Here is a 14,863-nt window from a genome sequence, read left to right as displayed (position 1 = left end):
AGGGATCCAGTTGGCAGTGTTCATGTCGTGGGTACGACGACGATCATCACCGGTGTTCTTGCGCAACTCGATGAACTCTTCGATGTCCATGTGCCAGGTTTCCAGGTAGGCACACACAGCGCCTTTGCGCTTGCCACCCTGGTTAACGGCTACAGCGGTGTCGTTCACGACTTTCAGGAACGGAACAACGCCTTGCGACTTGCCGTTGGTGCCTTTGATGTACGAACCCAAAGCACGGACAGGCGTCCAGTCGTTGCCCAGGCCACCGGCGAATTTCGACAGCATGGCGTTGTCGTGGATCGCGTGGTAGATGCCCGACAGGTCATCCGGAACGGTGGTCAGGTAGCAGCTCGACAGCTGTGGACGCAGAGTGCCGGCGTTGAACAGTGTTGGAGTCGAGGCCATGTAGTCGAAGGACGACAACAGGTTGTAGAACTCGATCGCACGGTCTTCTTTGTTCTTCTCTTCGATCGCCAGGCCCATGGCCACGCGCATGAAGAAGATCTGCGGCAGTTCGAAACGCACGCCATCCTTGTGGATGAAGTAACGGTCGTACAGGGTTTGCAGACCCAGGTAGGTGAATTGCTGATCACGCTCGTGGTTGATCGCCTTGCCCAGTTTTTCCAGGTCGAAGGTGGCCAGCACAGGGTTCAGCAGTTCGAACTCGATACCTTTGGCGATGTAGGCCGGCAGGGCCTTGGCGTACAGGTCGGCCATTTCGTGATGGGTGGCGCTTTCGGCGACTTCGAGGAAGTTCAGGCCTTCGGCACGCAGGGTGTCCATCAGCAGGCGGGCGGTGACGAACGAGTAGTTCGGCTCACGCTCAACCAGGGTACGGGCGGTCATCACCAGGGCGGTGTTGACGTCGGTCAGGGCCACGCCGTCGTACAGGTTTTTCAGGGTTTCGCGCTGGATCAGGTCGCCGTCGACTTCTTCCAGACCTTCGCAGGCCTCGGTGACGATGGTGTTCAGGCGGCCCATGTCCAGCGGCGCCAGGCTGCCGTCGGCACGGGTGATGCGGATCGACGGGTGCGCGTTGACCGCTTCTTCGGCCGGCGCGTGGGCAGCGCGTTCTTTCGAACGGCCGTCACGGTAGATCACGTAGTCGCGAGCGACTTTCTGCTCGCCGGCACGCATCAGGGCCAGTTCGACCTGGTCCTGGATTTCTTCGATGTGGATGGTGCCGCCCGAAGGCATGCGACGCTTGAAGGTCGCGGTGACTTGTTCGGTCAGACGGGCAAGGGTGTCGTGGATTCGCGACGTGGGGGCAGGGGTGCCGCCCTCAACTGCGAGAAACGATTTGGTGATAGCGACGGTGATCTTGTCATCGGTGTAAGGAACGACAGTGCCATTGCGCTTGATCACGCGCAGTTGACCAGGCGCGGTAGCTGCCAGATCCGAATTCGAATCGGCGGCCTGCGGCAAGGTGCCCTGCGGGTTCTCGCGAGTTGTGTCGGTTTGCATGGGGGATTGTCTCCACATTCTCTATGTTTGTTTGAGCACCATCATGGTGCTCACCGTTCTGTCCCGAAGCACTACAACCGACGAGCGTCGGCCTAACAACTTCGGAGCAGTAGGAAAAAGGCTACATCGCCGCGTCCCTGCCGAAGTTTTGGTTGCGAGCCTGCGCTCGAACCGGATTCCTTCCCGGGTGACAGTAATGACTGCAACACCCATACCGTTCTTTGCCATTTGGAGCTAAAAAAACGGTGCCATCCGCAAGCGCGGTTTGGGCTTCGAAAAACTTGTTTCGTTCAACCCGAAACTTGCCATAAAGCGCTTGAGTTTCAGGTCTGAAATGTGGTTGGGCGTTTCAGTCGAAAACCCCATATGTAGGGTCTCCGTTTTCGCCGTGCTACAAGATAATGCGTTTCAGGGGAGGAATGCAACGGACAGCCTGTGGATAAACCTGTGCGTAAATTGTGTAAGAAAGCAGGAATTCACGTGTAGGCCGCGAACCCACTGAGCTAGACCGTTTGTCACTGTTCTTTCAACCGGAAAAACGCTTCAGCGGATTTTTAAGGGCGCGAACCCTATCACAAAAAACCGCCTTGTCCGAACGCATTTACCGACTTGTGTTCTGGCTGTACGCCGTTTATACAATCGGCCCATGCGCAGGCATTCTTATCCTCCAGAAAGATGACAAAAAGACCGGAGGATCCCTTCTTTTATTAGTAAACCTGGCAAGCAGAGGTCACCCGTGGAGCAACAAGCCTTTCAGGTATTGATAGTCGAGGACGATCAGCGTCTGGCCGAACTCACTCGCGACTACCTGCAAGCCAATGGATTGCGCGTCGGAATCGAAGGCAACGGTGCGCTGGCGGCGGCGCGGATTATCCAGGAACAGCCGGATCTGGTGATCCTTGATCTGATGCTGCCCGGTGAAGATGGTCTGAGCATTTGCCGCAAGGTGCGTGACCGTTATGACGGCCCCATCCTGATGCTCACCGCGCGCACCGATGACGCCGACCAGATCCAGGGGCTTGATCTCGGCGCCGACGATTACGTGTGCAAACCGGTGCGCCCACGGCTGTTGCTGGCGCGGATTCAGGCGTTGCTGCGACGCAGTGACACACCGGAGCCGAGCGCGGAAAAAAGCCGCCGTCTGCAATTCGGCCCGCTGGTGGTCGACAACGCCTTGCGCGAAGCCTGGTTGAGCGACAACGGCATCGAACTGACCAGCGCCGAGTTCGACCTGCTCTGGTTGCTGGTGTCCAATGCCGGGCGAATCCTCTCCCGGGAAGAAATCTTCACGGCGTTGCGCGGCATCGGCTACGACGGCCAGGACCGCTCGATCGATGTACGTATTTCGCGCATCCGCCCGAAAATCGGCGATGACCCTGACCATCCGCGCCTGATCAAGACCATCCGCAGCAAAGGCTATCTGTTTGTCCCTGAAGCCTGCGTAGACCTGACGCTGTGAACTCGATCTTCCTGCGCATCTACGGCGGCATGTGCGCCGCGCTGATTCTGGTGGCGGTGCTCGGCGTGCTGGCGCTGAACCTGCTCAACCAGGTGCGCAGCGAGCAATACCGCGAACGGCTGGCCCATGGCACGTTCTCGCTGATGGCCGACAACCTGCAACCGATGAACCAGACCGAGCGCCATCGTGCGCTGCTGGTGTGGGAGCGTTTGCTCGGGATTCCGCTGGCGCTGAAGAAGTTTGCCGAAACCGATCTCGACCTGACCCAGCGCACCCGCGTGCTGCGCGGTTCGGCGTTGGTGGAGCAGACCGGCCCGCACGCGGCGAAGGTTTATCGACTGGTCAGTGACAAAGAACAGTTGGTGCTCACGGGCGAGGTGCAGCAGATCAGTGAGCAATTGGCCCGCGCGACTATTTACCTGTTGGCCGATGAGCTGGTGCGCGTGCCAGTGGCCGAGCAGCCCAAGCGGTTGGCGCAGATAAAGGAAGACAAGGGCTTTGGTTTCGATCTGCGTCTGGTCACGGTGAACGACGCCGATATGGACGAAGACCAGAGCCGTCGCGTGGCCGAGGGCGACACGGTGATGGCGTTGGGCAAGGGGGGGGATTCGATCCGGGTGTTTGCCGGCATGGTCGGCACGCCGTGGGTGCTGGAAATCGGCCCGTTGTATCAGATGAATCCGTATCCACCGGAGTGGCTGGTGTTGATCGCTGCGCTTGGCCTCAGTTTGATCGGTCTGATCGTTTATCTATTGGTGCGCCAACTGGAACGGCGCTTGCGCGGCCTCGAAGCGGCGGCCACGCGGATCGCCAAGGGCAGTCTGGAAACCCGTGTGCCGGCGCGCGGTGCGGACTCGGTCGGGCGGCTGGCTTCGGCGTTCAATGGCATGGCGGAGCACTTGCAGCAATTGCTGGCGATCCAGCGCGAACTGGTGCGTGCGGTGTCCCATGAGCTGCGCACGCCGGTGGCGCGGTTGCGTTTCGGCCTGGAGATGATCGGTTCGGCGACCACACCGCAAGCGCTGGAAAAGTACCGTGAAGGCATGGATCACGACATCGAAGACCTCGATAAGCTGGTCGATGAAATGCTCACTTATGCACGACTGGAGCAGGGTTCGCCGGCGCTGACATTCCAACGCATCGACCTTGATGCGCTGGTCAATCAAGTGATTGAAGAGTTGGCGCCGCTGCGTGCCGAGGTCACGGTGCAGCGCGGCTTGTGCCTGTCGGCCGCCGACAATGACGATGCCTGGGTCGAGGCCGAGCCGCGTTACCTGCACCGGGCGCTGCAGAATCTGGTGAGCAACGCCATGCGCCATGCAGGCTCGAAGGTCACGGTGAGTTATCAGGTCGGCCAGTTGCGTTGCCGGGTAGACGTCGAGGACGACGGGCCGGGTGTGCCGGAAGTGGCGTGGGAGCGGATTTTTACGCCGTTTCTACGGCTGGATGACAGCCGCACGCGGGCGTCAGGCGGGCATGGATTGGGCTTGTCGATTGTGCGACGGATCATCCATTGGCATGACGGCCGGGCGATCATTGGCAAGAGCAAAAGTCTGGGTGGGGCTTGTTTCAGTTTGAGTTGGCCGAGGAATCAGGAGCGCCGCTGAGCCCCGCAGTGGCTGGACGATAGCTTTCGCGAGCAGGCTCGCTCCCACAGGTGAAATGCATTCCAAATGTGGGAGCGAGCCTGCTCGCGAAGAGGGCTGCACAGGCGCCGAAAATCTTCAGGCTTTGATGCTGACCAGACTCAGCAACTGCCCATCCTGCACACCAAACTGCGCATCCAGCTCCGTCCCGTTGCGCCATTCACTCGACAGATCCGTCAACAGGCGCAACCGCACCTCACCCTGTTCAGTCCACTCCAGCACTTCGGCGTGCTCAAAGTAAAAGCGCTTCTGCACGATCGGGTACAGCGCCTTGAACAAACTCTCTTTCACCGAAAACGTCAGCGTCACCCACAGCGCCAACTGATCCCGCGAACCCGCCGCCATGCGTTGCATCTCCGGCGGCGTGAGGATTTCCCCGGCCAGTCGTTCGGCACGTTCGGTATTGAGCAGGTTTTCCAGATCCATACCCAGACCGCGCCAATGTTGCTTGTTGGCGACAATCGCCGCCGCGCGGCCGGTGCTGTGGGTGATCGAGCCGCAGATGTGCGCCGGCCATACCGGCGCGCGATCTTCACCAATCGCCGGGATCGCGCCCTTGCCTTCCAATTGCTGCAACGCCGCACGGGCGCAGACTCGCCCGGCGAGAAACTCCGCCTGCCGCTTGGCCACGGATCGCTGAATACTCGGCGGCGGCTCGATGGCGCTGCGTTGGAAATCATCGCCGAGCAGTTGTGACGGATCGAAATGGGTGCTGAGCAGCACCGTGTCAGGCAACACCGTTGGCAACGGCCAGTGGGCATCGAGCGGGGTGCAGCAGGCGGGGAGGGCAGGCGTTGGATTCATGGCGGGCATTTTGCCGGTTAGCATCAAAACTGGGTAGAGGCACACACCTGTAGGAGCTGCCGAAGGCTGCGATCTTTTGATTTTGATTGTTAAAAACAGGATCAAAAGATCGCAGCCTTCGGCAGCTCCTACAGGGGCATTGCGATCAAATGAAGATTTTTGATCGCGCAGGTTTTGGGTCAGCCAAATATTGTCTGGAAGAACGCCTTCATATCCGCCCACGACTTTTCATCGGCTGCCTTGTTGTAGCCGATGTCCGGGCCACCGTGCTCACCATGACCCAAGCGATCCGCATCCGGATTGGTGAAGCCATGCTTGGCCCCATCCAGGCTGACGAACTTGTATTCCGCCCCGGCCTTGTCCATTTCGGCTTTGAACGCGCTGACGTTTGCGGGTGTGACCATGCTGTCCAGTGCGCCATGCTCCACCAGAATCTTCGCCTTCACACTGCCGGGCGTGGCCGGAGTCTTGGTCGCCAGTGCACCGTGGAAACTTACCACCCCTGCCAGTGGCTCACCCTGTCGCGCGGCATTCAGCACCACGGCGCCGCCGAAGCAATAACCGATGGCGGCGAGTTTGTTCACGTCGGTCTGCGGTTGTTTCTTCAGCAGGTTCAGCCCGGCCTCGAAGCGCTTGCTGGAGGCGGCCGCGTCCTGCGTCGCCGCCTGCATGAACGCCATCGCATCTTTCGGGTGCTCGGTGTTCTTGCCCTCGCCGTACATATCAATCGCCAATGCGCTGTAGCCGAGTTCGGCCAGATCCCGCGCGCGGCGCTTGGCGTAGTCGTTCAGGCCCCACCATTCGTGCACCACAACGACTCCCGGGCGCTTGCCTTTGATAGCGTCGTCGTAGGCGTAGTAGCCGATCAGCTTGGTGCCGTCGGCACTCTGGTAGGGGATTTCTTCGGTCTTGATCGCCGCCTGGGTGAGGCTGCTGACGGCCAGCAAGGTGAGGGCGAGGAACAGGCGCATGGTCGTTGTCCTTATCGAAAAGTGGTCAGAACAGCCTAGTCGATTTGGTTCAGGTCAGGTTCAGAGAGCGTTCAGGGTCGGTACAGGGGAGGGTCAGTAACCTTGCGCCATACCCAAACAGCACTGTGAAAGAGGAAATACCCATGACTCGTTTAAACAAACTGCTGCTGGCAATGACCGTTATGAGCGCCAGTATCGCGGCCCAGGCCGACACCACTTCGAACTTCGCCGGCCTGACCTTCGGCCAGACCAGCAACAAAATCGACAAATCCCATGCTCTGAACAACAACCTCGATCACCCTAACGCCACTGGCGCGATCGACGGCAACAACACCTACGGCGTACGCCTCGGTCAGCAAAACTCGCAAGGTCGCTACTACGCCACCTACGACAACGTGTCCGGTTCGCACAATGGCATTAAACTGCGCCAGGAAAACCTGCTGGGCAGCTACGATCTGTTCTACCCGGTCGGCAGTACCACCAAACTGTTCGGCGGTGCGACGGCCGGTCTGACCAAACTGACCCAGGAGTCGCCAGGCTATAGCCGCGACAGTGACATCGGTTACGCCGTCGGCGGCCAGTTCGGTGTGTTGCAGCAAGTATCGCAAAACACCTCGGTGGAACTCGGTTACCGTTACCTGATGAGCAACGCCAGCACCGAGATGAGCGAACGCGGTGGCAGCAAGCAAGGCTCGCTGGATCTGAACAGCAGCGCGCAGACTTACCTGTCGGCCAACTACAATTTCTAAGGAGTTGCCGCCAAATTCAATGTGGGAGCGAGCCTGCTCGCGAAGCGATGTGTCAGTCGACATCTTCATTGACTGACTCACCGCTTTCGCGAGCAGGCTCGCTCCCACAGATGTGTAGTCGGAGATGTTTGATTTGCCCGGGAGAGCAATATGAAACTGTTGGTCGTCGAAGATGAAGCGCTGTTGCGCCATCACCTGCAAACCCGTCTGACGGAGAGCGGTCACGTGGTCGAGTCCGTGGCCAATGCCGAGGAGGCGCTGTATCAGACCGGACAGTTCAACTTTGACCTGGCGGTGATCGACCTTGGTCTGCCGGGCATGGGCGGCCTCGACCTGATCCGTCAGTTGCGTTCGGGCGGCAAGACCTTCCCGATCCTGATCCTCACCGCACGCGGCAACTGGCAGGACAAGGTCGAAGGTCTGGCTGCCGGCGCCGACGATTACGTGGTCAAACCGTTCCAGTTCGAAGAACTCGACGCGCGCCTGAATGCCTTGCTGCGCCGCTCCAGCGGCTTCACCCAGTCGACCATCGTCGCCGGCCCTCTGTTGCTCGATCTCAATCGCAAGCAAGCGAGCCTCGACGAGCAACCGCTGGCGCTGACCGCCTACGAATACCGCATTCTTGAATACCTGATGCGTCATCACCAGCAGGTGGTGCCCAAGGATCGCCTGATGGAACAACTCTATCCGGATGACGACGAGCGCGATCCGAACGTGATCGAAGTGCTGGTCGGCCGCTTGCGCCGCAAACTCGAAGGCCCCGCAGGGTTCAAGCCGATCGACACCGTGCGTGGCCTCGGCTACCTGTTCAATGAGCGCTGCACTTGATTCGTTCCCTTCGCGTCCGTTTGATGCTCGCCGCCACTACGTTGGCGGTGTTGTTCATGCTCGCCTTGCTGCCGGCGATGCAGGGCGCGTTCAGCCTCGCGTTGCAGGACTCGATCGAGCAGCGTCTGGCGTCGGACGTCACCACGCTGATTTCTGCCGCACGCATCGAAAGCGGCAAACTGGTCATGCCCTCGCAGTTGCCGGATGAGCGTTTCAACCTTACCGACTTCCGTCTGCTGGGTTACATCTACGACCGCGAAGGGCATCTGGTCTGGCGCTCGAAAGCCACTCAGGAAGAGCAGATCAACTACAAGCCGCGCTACGACGGGCTCGGTAATGAGTTCGCGCGGATTCGCGAGAGCAACGGTCAGGAATTCTTCGTTTACGACGTTGAAGTGAAACTGCTCGGCGGTAAGAGCGCGGCATTCAGCATCGTCGCCCTGCAACCGGTGCGCGAGTACGAAACCACTCTCGAAGGCCTGCGCGAGAATCTGTATCTGGGCTTTGGCGCCGCCTTGCTTGTGCTGTTGGCGCTGCTGTGGATCGGCTTGACCTGGGGCTTGAAGGCCTTGCGCCAACTCAGCCAGGAACTCGACGAAATCGAGGGCGGCACCCGCGAAAGCCTCACGGAAAAACACCCGCGCGAATTGCTGCGTCTGACTGGCTCGCTCAACCGCTTGCTGCTCAGTGAGCGCCAGCAGCGCAGCCGTTATCGCGACTCTCTCGACGACCTGGCCCATAGCCTGAAAACGCCGTTGGCGGTGTTGCAGGGTGTCAGTGAGGACATGGCTCAGCGGCCCAAAGACATCGATCAGGCGTGGGTGCTGCAAAGTCAGATCGAACGGATGAGTCAGCAGATCAGTTATCAGCTGCAACGGGCGAGTTTGCGTAAAAGCGGTTTGGTGCGACATCAGGTGCGGCTGCGTCCGGTGCTGCAAAGCCTGTGCGATACGCTGGACAAGGTTTATCGGGACAAGCGTGTGCAGGTGGCGTTTGATCTGCCGGAGCATTGTTATGTGCCGATCGAGCAGGGTGCCTTGTTGGAGATGATGGGGAATTTGCTGGAGAACGCTTATCGGCTGTGTCTTGGGGAAGTGCGCATTAGTGTGCGTGAGACGCTCGCCGGGGTTGAGTTGTGTGTTGAGGATGATGGGCCGGGGGTGCCGCCGGATCAGCGGGCGCGGATTCTTGAGCGCGGTGAGCGTTTGGATCGGCAGCATCCGGGGCAGGGGATTGGGTTGGCGGTGGTCAAGGACATCATCGAAAGCTATAACGCCAAGCTGACCTTGGGCGATTCACCGATGGGCGGGGCGGCGTTTCGGATTCATTTTCCGGCTGTGTGATTTGGTTTTGGGTGTATATCCGTTGCTGCGGGTGTTGCTGATTAGGGTTCCGCCCTTACGGCGGGTCACTTTTGGCAAACGCCCCAAAAGTAACCAAAAGGTCTGTGCCCTGACGTTCGGCCCCTCGCTGAGGCTCGGGGTTCCTTCGTTCCGGGATTGATCCGGGCGCATCGCTTCCGGTTTGCTTCGCTGCACCTCCTTTCGATGTGTTTGGCTGCGCCAAACGGTCGCTGCGCTCCCACCCCCGGATCAACCCCTCCACTCAGCCTGCCGACGGGCTCTGAGATCAAGAGCGGTACTCGAGCTTGCGCTCATTGTGATGAGTGGGGCGGCTTCGCCGCGTGGGCGCACGCAGATCTAAACTGTGGGAGCCAGCCTGACAGCCGACCAATCTCTGGCAGGTGCACCCATTCCAATTGTAGGAGCTGCCGAAGGCTGCGATCTTTTGATCTGTTTTGGCTTTGGCTTTGGCTTTGGCTTTGGCTTTGGCTTTGGCTTTGGCTTTGGCTTTGGCTTTGGCTTTGGCTTTGGCTTTGGCTTTGGCTTTTGATCTTGCTCTTGATCTTGATCTTGATCTTGCTCTTCAGCCCATCGGCAGGCCGAGCGTAGGTGTTCATCCGGGGGGTAGGCGCGCAGCGCCGTGCGGCGAAGCCGCATACATCGAAAGGAGGTGCAGCGAAGCAAACCGGAGGCGATGCCCCCGGATGGACACCGTAGCGAGGGAACACTGAGCCTAGGCGAAGTGCCGTACGTCAGGGGGCAGCCTTTTTGGTTACTTTTTCGGCGTCTGGAAAAAGTGACCCGCCGTAAGGGTGGAACCCTAATCAGCAACACCCGCAGCAACGGATATACACCCAAATCCAAATCCAAATCCAAATCCAAATCCAAATCCAAATCCAAATCCAAATCCAAAACTCAGAAGGCGGGATCTTGAAGCCGCCTCACTGCTCCTGCGCCCGATAAGCCCCCGGCGTCAGCCCCGTCCACTTCTTGAACGCCCGGTGAAACGCCGACGGTTCGGAAAACCCCAACTGCTCGGCAATCTGTTGCAACGACAGATCCGCCCGCCCCAAATGATAGATGGCGATATCCCGCCGCAGTTGATCCTTCAGCTCCTGAAAACTGGTGCCTTCGTCACGCAAGTGCCGGCGCAGGGTCTGTGGGCTGATGTGCAGATGAGCGGCCACCGCTTCCAGATCCGGCCAGCGCGCACTGTCGCGGCTGAGCAAGCGGCGCAGGCGACTGCTGAGGCTGTCGCCATCATCCGGGCGTGACAGCAAGTCAGCGGGGGAACGTTCGAGGAAGTGTTTGAGAGTGCGTTCGTCCTGCAAAAGTGGCATGTGCAAGTAGCGGCTGTGGAACAGCAGGCTGCTTTGCTGCGCTGAAAATTCCAGAGGGCAGGGGAATAGCAGATCGTATTCAGCGCCATGCGCAGGTTTTGCATAGCTGAAGGTTGCCTGCTCCAGACGGATTCGCTGGCCGATCAGCCAACTGCCGAGGCGGTGCCAGATCACCAGCAGGCTTTCGCTGAGAAAGTGATCCGGGTCCCATAACTGCGAATCGTCGAGGCTCAGGCGCACCCATTCGTCTTCGCGGGTGAGGCTCAAGCGGGGGGCTTCGGGGAATAGGCTATAAAACATTAAGCCGCGTTGCAGGACCTTCTCCAGATTGCGGCAGTGAATCGAGGCATGGCACATCATTGCGAAGCTGCCGGGTTTGCTCGGTGCCTTGCCAAAACCGAGGTATTCGTCGTCCAGCGCCAGCCACAGGCCCTGGATCAACCGGGTGAACTGCTCCGGGGCGATGCGCGCACGAGGCTCATCGAGCAATTCAGGGCTGATTCCCAGTTGCTGCAACAGGCCCGCGTAGTCGAACCCCAGGCGGCGTGCGCCACCGAGGGCGGCACGGGCGAAATGACTGGCGATGGTGCGTTCGCGCATAAGCGGCAAATCCTTCCTCAAGCGCCGGATGGTAGCCGTGGGTGGCATGGGCAACAAGGCGGATTTCCGCCAAATTGTAGGACGAGACTCGGTGAGTTGGCGGAAATCCGCCATACCTGGGTAACCGGACGGTGACACAAATGAACCTGTAGTACCTGATATCAAAAGGCTGGCAGTGAATTGCACCAATGTGGCACGAGGTTTGCGATAAGAGCGACAGAAGCGTGCGTTTATCCCTCAGGAGAAAGCGCCGTTCCAACAACAAATCCCTCCAGTGCAGGAGGGTTCGCAATTTAAGGTTTCGCGGACAACAGATGGATGTTGCCCCGTGGGACTCTTGAGGAAATTTGCAATGACGACTCGTCAGCCACTCTACAAATCCCTGTACTTCCAGGTGATCGTTGCAATCGCCATCGGCATTCTGCTCGGTCACTTCTACCCACAGACCGGTGTGGCCCTCAAGCCGCTGGGTGACGGGTTCATCAAACTGATCAAAATGGTCATCGCCCCGATCATTTTCTGTACCGTTGTCAGCGGCATCGCCGGCATGCAGAACATGAAATCGGTGGGCAAGACTGGCGGCTACGCGCTGCTGTACTTCGAAATCGTTTCCACCATCGCCTTGCTGATCGGTCTGGTCGTGGTCAACGTCGTGCAACCGGGCGCCGGCATGCACATCGACGTGACCACCCTGGACGCTTCGAAAATCGCCACTTATGTGACGGCCAGTAAAGACCAGAGCATTGTCGGCTTCCTGCTTAACGTGATCCCGAACACCATTGTCGGTGCATTCGCCACGGGCGATATCCTGCAAGTGCTGATGTTCTCGGTGATCTTCGGTTATGCCCTGCATCGCCTGGGCTCCTACGGCCGACCGCTGCTGGACATGATCGATCGCTTCGCCCACGTGATGTTCAACATCATCAACATGATCATGAAACTGGCGCCACTCGGTGCGTTCGGTGCCATGGCGTTCACCATCGGTGCCTACGGTGTCGGTTCGCTGGTGCAGTTGGGTCAGTTGATGATCTGCTTCTACATCACCTGCGTGCTGTTCGTGGTGGTGGTGCTGGGCGCGATCTGCCGCGCGCACGGTTTCAGTGTTTTGAAACTGATTCGCTACATCCGCGAAGAGCTGCTGATCGTACTGGGCACTTCGTCCTCTGAATCGGCACTGCCGCGCATGCTGATCAAGATGGAGCGTCTGGGTGCGAAGAAATCGGTAGTCGGTCTGGTGATTCCGACCGGTTACTCGTTCAACCTCGACGGTACCTCGATCTACCTGACCATGGCGGCTGTGTTTATCGCTCAGGCGACCGACACCCAAATGGACATCACTCACCAGATCACCCTGCTGCTGGTGCTGCTGCTGTCCTCCAAAGGCGCTGCCGGTGTGACCGGTTCGGGCTTCATCGTGCTGGCGGCCACCCTGTCGGCCGTAGGTCACTTGCCGGTGGCCGGTCTGGCGCTGATCCTGGGTATCGACCGCTTCATGTCCGAAGCCCGCGCGCTGACCAACCTGGTGGGTAACGCCGTTGCGACCATCGTTGTTGCCAAGTGGGTGAAAGAGCTGGACACCGATGTACTGCAAGCCGAACTGGCTTCTGGCGGTCGCGGTATCTCTGATGAGCGTGAAGAAGACGACCTGGGTGTGGCTGAAGGCCCAACCCCGAGCAATGTGAAGTAAGCATCGCTTGAATGAAAAAACCCGCTTCGGCGGGTTTTTTCTTGCCCGGGATTTGAGCGCAACGGTCACTTCGCCTGATGGATCCGGTGATTGCTGTAAGCGCCATCGCTGCCTAGGCTGGGTGCATCGCACAAGGAGTTCGCCCATGTCCGCACCGCTGGCCTCACTCAAGATTCTGGATTTCTCGACCCTGTTGCCGGGGCCGTTCGCCTCGCTGCTGTTGGCGGACATGGGCGCCGAGGTGCTGCGCATCGAATCGCCGACGCGCCTGGATCTGCTGCGGGTGTTGCCGCCACATGATCAGGGAATGTCGGCCAGTCACGCGTATCTCAACCGCAACAAGCGCAGTCTGGCGCTGGATCTGAAACAGCCAGAAGCACTTGAAGTGGTCAAGCAACTGCTCGCCGATTACGACATCGTCCTGGAGCAGTTTCGCCCCGGCGTGATGGAGCGCCTGGGCCTGGGTTATGAGGCTCTGAAAGCAATCAACCCGAAGCTGATTTACGTGTCGATCACCGGTTACGGCCAGACCGGCCCGTACAAGGATCGCGCCGGTCATGACATCAATTATCTGGCGCTGGCCGGGCTCGCCAGCTACACCGGCCGGGCTGACAGCGGGCCGTTGCCGCTGGGCATGCAGGTGGCGGATGTCGCTGGCGGTTCGCTGCACGGGGTGATCGGCTTGCTGGCGGCGGTGATTGCTCGCCAGCAGAGCGGGCAGGGCACGCATCTGGATGTGAGCATGACTGATTGCGCGTTCAGCCTGAACGCCATGGCCGGCGCCGGGTATCTGGCCTGTGGTGAGGAGCCGGGCTGGGAAGACCAGATGCTCAATGGCGGCAGCTTTTATGACTACTACCGATCTCGCGATGGGCGCTGGATGTCGGTGGGCAGTCTTGAGCCGGGATTCATGCAGCCATTGTGTGCGGCGCTGGGCCGGCCTGAGTTGGCGGCGCAAGGCTTGTCACCCAAACCGGAGCAACAGCAGGCGCTGAAGGAGGCGTTGAAGGTCGAGTTCGAGAAGCATGACTTTGCAGAGCTGTGTACGTTGTTTGCCGGGATTGATGCGTGTGTCGAGCCGGTGTTGAGTCTGAGCGAGGCAGTAAAACATCCGCAATTGCAGGCGCGGGAGCTGGTGACGCAGGTGCCGCGGGGTGATGGGACGATGCAGGCGCAGATTGCTTGTCCGTTGAAGTTTTCCGAGGATTTGCCTGCTCCCCGGCATGTCGGGGCGGGGTTGGGGCAGCATACGGATCAGGTGTTGGGGGAGCTGGGGTTTAGTGCTGAGCGGATTGCCGAACTGCGCCGAGCCAAGGTCATTCTCTAGTGTCTGTACCTGCCCTTTCGCGAGCAGGCTCGCTCCCACAGGTGACTGAATTCCAGGGAGCGAGCCTGCTCGCGAAGAGGTCAATGTGAAGGACACAAACCTCAATTATTCGACCCGCATCTCACCACTGAACACCAAGGTATTCCGGCATCGGCGACACAAATACCGCCGCCCCTGCCTGACCAGGCTATGGCGCTGCGCCGAAAACGGAAAATCACTGTCCGCGCATGGGCACTTGTAGATGTAGCGGGTCACGCTGCGGCGTTTGATTGCGTAGGTGTGGCAGCGATCCGGCGGCAGTTCGTAAACGCCGCGCATGATCAGTTGCCACTCCTCGCCGTGGGGCTGGATGCGGTCGCCGAACAACTGATGGGCGATCAGGTGCGCGACTTCATGGGCCACGGTCTGCTTGAGGAAGTGTTCGGTGTTTTCCCGGTACAGCTGCGGGTTGAAGCGCAGCAGGTTCTCGTGCAGATGCGCGACCCCGGCTTTTTGCCCGCGCAGCTTGAGACTCACCACAGGGCGTTGGAAATGACGTTTGAAAAAGGATTCAGCGAGTTGGTAACAGTCTTCGACGCGGGTATTGAGTTGCTCGGGCATGCTTGATGGATCTCCAGAGGCGTCGAGTATGCCGCAACCCTCAGG

The 14,863-nt window shown here is 59.4% G+C and carries 13 protein-coding genes; 8 read left to right on the top strand and 5 right to left on the bottom strand.

Translation table 11 applies throughout. The features are described 5' to 3' along the window. Positions 1-1,464 (bottom strand): ATP cone domain-containing protein (locus ACIOVB_RS21710; protein ID WP_401271232.1); only part of this gene is annotated, 1,464 nt, incomplete at its 3' end. A gap of 736 nt (positions 1,465-2,200) precedes the next feature. On the opposite strand from ACIOVB_RS21710, the gene ACIOVB_RS21705 reads away from it, so the two are divergent. Together ACIOVB_RS21705 and ACIOVB_RS21700 are read left to right on the top strand one after the other, a co-directional pair. Continuing rightward, positions 2,201-2,923 (top strand): response regulator, encoded by a 723-nt coding sequence (locus ACIOVB_RS21705; protein WP_401271230.1) that lies wholly within the window; start codon positions 2,201-2,203, stop codon positions 2,921-2,923. Continuing rightward, the gene (locus ACIOVB_RS21700) at positions 2,920-4,530 is read left to right on the top strand and encodes an ATP-binding protein (RefSeq protein WP_187680893.1); all 1,611 of its coding nucleotides are present in this window, start codon (positions 2,920-2,922) and stop codon (positions 4,528-4,530) included. Before ACIOVB_RS21705 ends, ACIOVB_RS21700 begins: the two co-directional genes overlap by 4 nt. Before the next feature lie 117 nt (positions 4,531-4,647). Here the strand turns inward: ACIOVB_RS21700 and ACIOVB_RS21695 are convergent, their stop codons facing one another. Together ACIOVB_RS21695 and ACIOVB_RS21690 are read right to left on the bottom strand one after the other, a co-directional pair. Continuing rightward, a complete protein-coding gene (locus ACIOVB_RS21695; protein ID WP_222944282.1) occupies positions 4,648-5,373 on the bottom strand; it encodes a 4'-phosphopantetheinyl transferase in 726 nt (241 codons plus the stop codon). 179 nt (positions 5,374-5,552) lie between these two features. Further along, complete coding sequence (locus tag ACIOVB_RS21690; RefSeq protein ID WP_401271226.1) at positions 5,553-6,344, bottom strand: dienelactone hydrolase family protein; 792 nt, start codon at positions 6,342-6,344, stop codon at positions 5,553-5,555. 143 nt (positions 6,345-6,487) lie between these two features. Between ACIOVB_RS21690 and ACIOVB_RS21685 the strand changes: the two genes are divergently transcribed. From ACIOVB_RS21685 to ACIOVB_RS21670, 4 genes are all read left to right on the top strand, one after another. Next, the gene (locus ACIOVB_RS21685; protein WP_401271223.1) at positions 6,488-7,093 is read left to right on the top strand and encodes a hypothetical protein; all 606 of its coding nucleotides are present in this window, start codon (positions 6,488-6,490) and stop codon (positions 7,091-7,093) included. A 150-nt stretch (positions 7,094-7,243) separates the two neighbouring features. Continuing rightward, positions 7,244-7,921 (top strand): response regulator transcription factor, encoded by a 678-nt coding sequence (locus ACIOVB_RS21680; protein ID WP_042560510.1) that lies wholly within the window; start codon positions 7,244-7,246, stop codon positions 7,919-7,921. Further along, positions 7,918-9,264, top strand: coding sequence for an ATP-binding protein (locus ACIOVB_RS21675; protein ID WP_401271220.1), 1,347 nt, complete (start codon positions 7,918-7,920; stop codon positions 9,262-9,264). Before ACIOVB_RS21680 ends, ACIOVB_RS21675 begins: the two co-directional genes overlap by 4 nt. A gap of 364 nt (positions 9,265-9,628) precedes the next feature. Continuing rightward, on the top strand, positions 9,629-9,814 hold the full coding sequence (locus ACIOVB_RS21670) for a hypothetical protein (RefSeq protein WP_401271217.1): 186 nt from the start codon (positions 9,629-9,631) through the stop codon (positions 9,812-9,814). Positions 9,815-10,205: 391 nt separating this feature from the next. Here ACIOVB_RS21670 and ACIOVB_RS21665 read toward each other — a convergent pair whose 3' ends face one another. Continuing rightward, positions 10,206-11,204 (bottom strand): AraC family transcriptional regulator, encoded by a 999-nt coding sequence (locus tag ACIOVB_RS21665; protein WP_401271215.1) that lies wholly within the window; start codon positions 11,202-11,204, stop codon positions 10,206-10,208. Between the two features lie 352 nt (positions 11,205-11,556). Between ACIOVB_RS21665 and ACIOVB_RS21660 the strand changes: the two genes are divergently transcribed. Together ACIOVB_RS21660 and ACIOVB_RS21655 are read left to right on the top strand one after the other, a co-directional pair. Continuing rightward, on the top strand, positions 11,557-12,891 hold the full coding sequence (locus ACIOVB_RS21660) for a dicarboxylate/amino acid:cation symporter (protein WP_187680899.1): 1,335 nt from the start codon (positions 11,557-11,559) through the stop codon (positions 12,889-12,891). Positions 12,892-13,036: 145 nt separating this feature from the next. Beyond that, positions 13,037-14,218, top strand: coding sequence for a CaiB/BaiF CoA transferase family protein (locus ACIOVB_RS21655; RefSeq protein WP_401271212.1), 1,182 nt, complete (start codon positions 13,037-13,039; stop codon positions 14,216-14,218). Positions 14,219-14,323: 105 nt separating this feature from the next. Here the strand turns inward: ACIOVB_RS21655 and ACIOVB_RS21650 are convergent, their stop codons facing one another. Then, positions 14,324-14,818: a SprT family zinc-dependent metalloprotease gene (locus ACIOVB_RS21650; RefSeq protein WP_025112945.1), complete on the bottom strand. Its 495-nt coding sequence runs from the start codon at positions 14,816-14,818 to the stop codon at positions 14,324-14,326. Positions 14,819-14,863 lie beyond the last annotated feature (45 nt).

Source organism: Pseudomonas sp. NPDC087639 (assembly GCF_044743385.1).
Classification (GTDB): Bacteria; Pseudomonadota; Gammaproteobacteria; order Pseudomonadales; family Pseudomonadaceae; genus Aquipseudomonas.
This window is presented reverse-complemented; position numbering and strand designations above follow the sequence as displayed.

Excerpts from the sequence above, each read along its gene's own strand:
- ACIOVB_RS21695 (WP_222944282.1), bottom strand. The coding sequence starts at position 5,373 with ATGAATCCAACGCCTGCCCTCCCCGCCTGCTGCACCCCGCTCGATGCC.
- ACIOVB_RS21690 (WP_401271226.1), bottom strand. The coding sequence starts at position 6,344 with ATGCGCCTGTTCCTCGCCCTCACCTTGCTGGCCGTCAGCAGCCTCACC.
- ACIOVB_RS21685 (WP_401271223.1), top strand. The coding sequence starts at position 6,488 with ATGACTCGTTTAAACAAACTGCTGCTGGCAATGACCGTTATGAGCGCC.
- ACIOVB_RS21680 (WP_042560510.1), top strand. The coding sequence starts at position 7,244 with ATGAAACTGTTGGTCGTCGAAGATGAAGCGCTGTTGCGCCATCACCTG.
- ACIOVB_RS21665 (WP_401271215.1), bottom strand. The coding sequence starts at position 11,204 with ATGCGCGAACGCACCATCGCCAGTCATTTCGCCCGTGCCGCCCTCGGT.
- ACIOVB_RS21660 (WP_187680899.1), top strand. The coding sequence starts at position 11,557 with ATGACGACTCGTCAGCCACTCTACAAATCCCTGTACTTCCAGGTGATC.
- ACIOVB_RS21655 (WP_401271212.1), top strand. The coding sequence starts at position 13,037 with ATGTCCGCACCGCTGGCCTCACTCAAGATTCTGGATTTCTCGACCCTG.
- ACIOVB_RS21650 (WP_025112945.1), bottom strand. The coding sequence starts at position 14,818 with ATGCCCGAGCAACTCAATACCCGCGTCGAAGACTGTTACCAACTCGCT.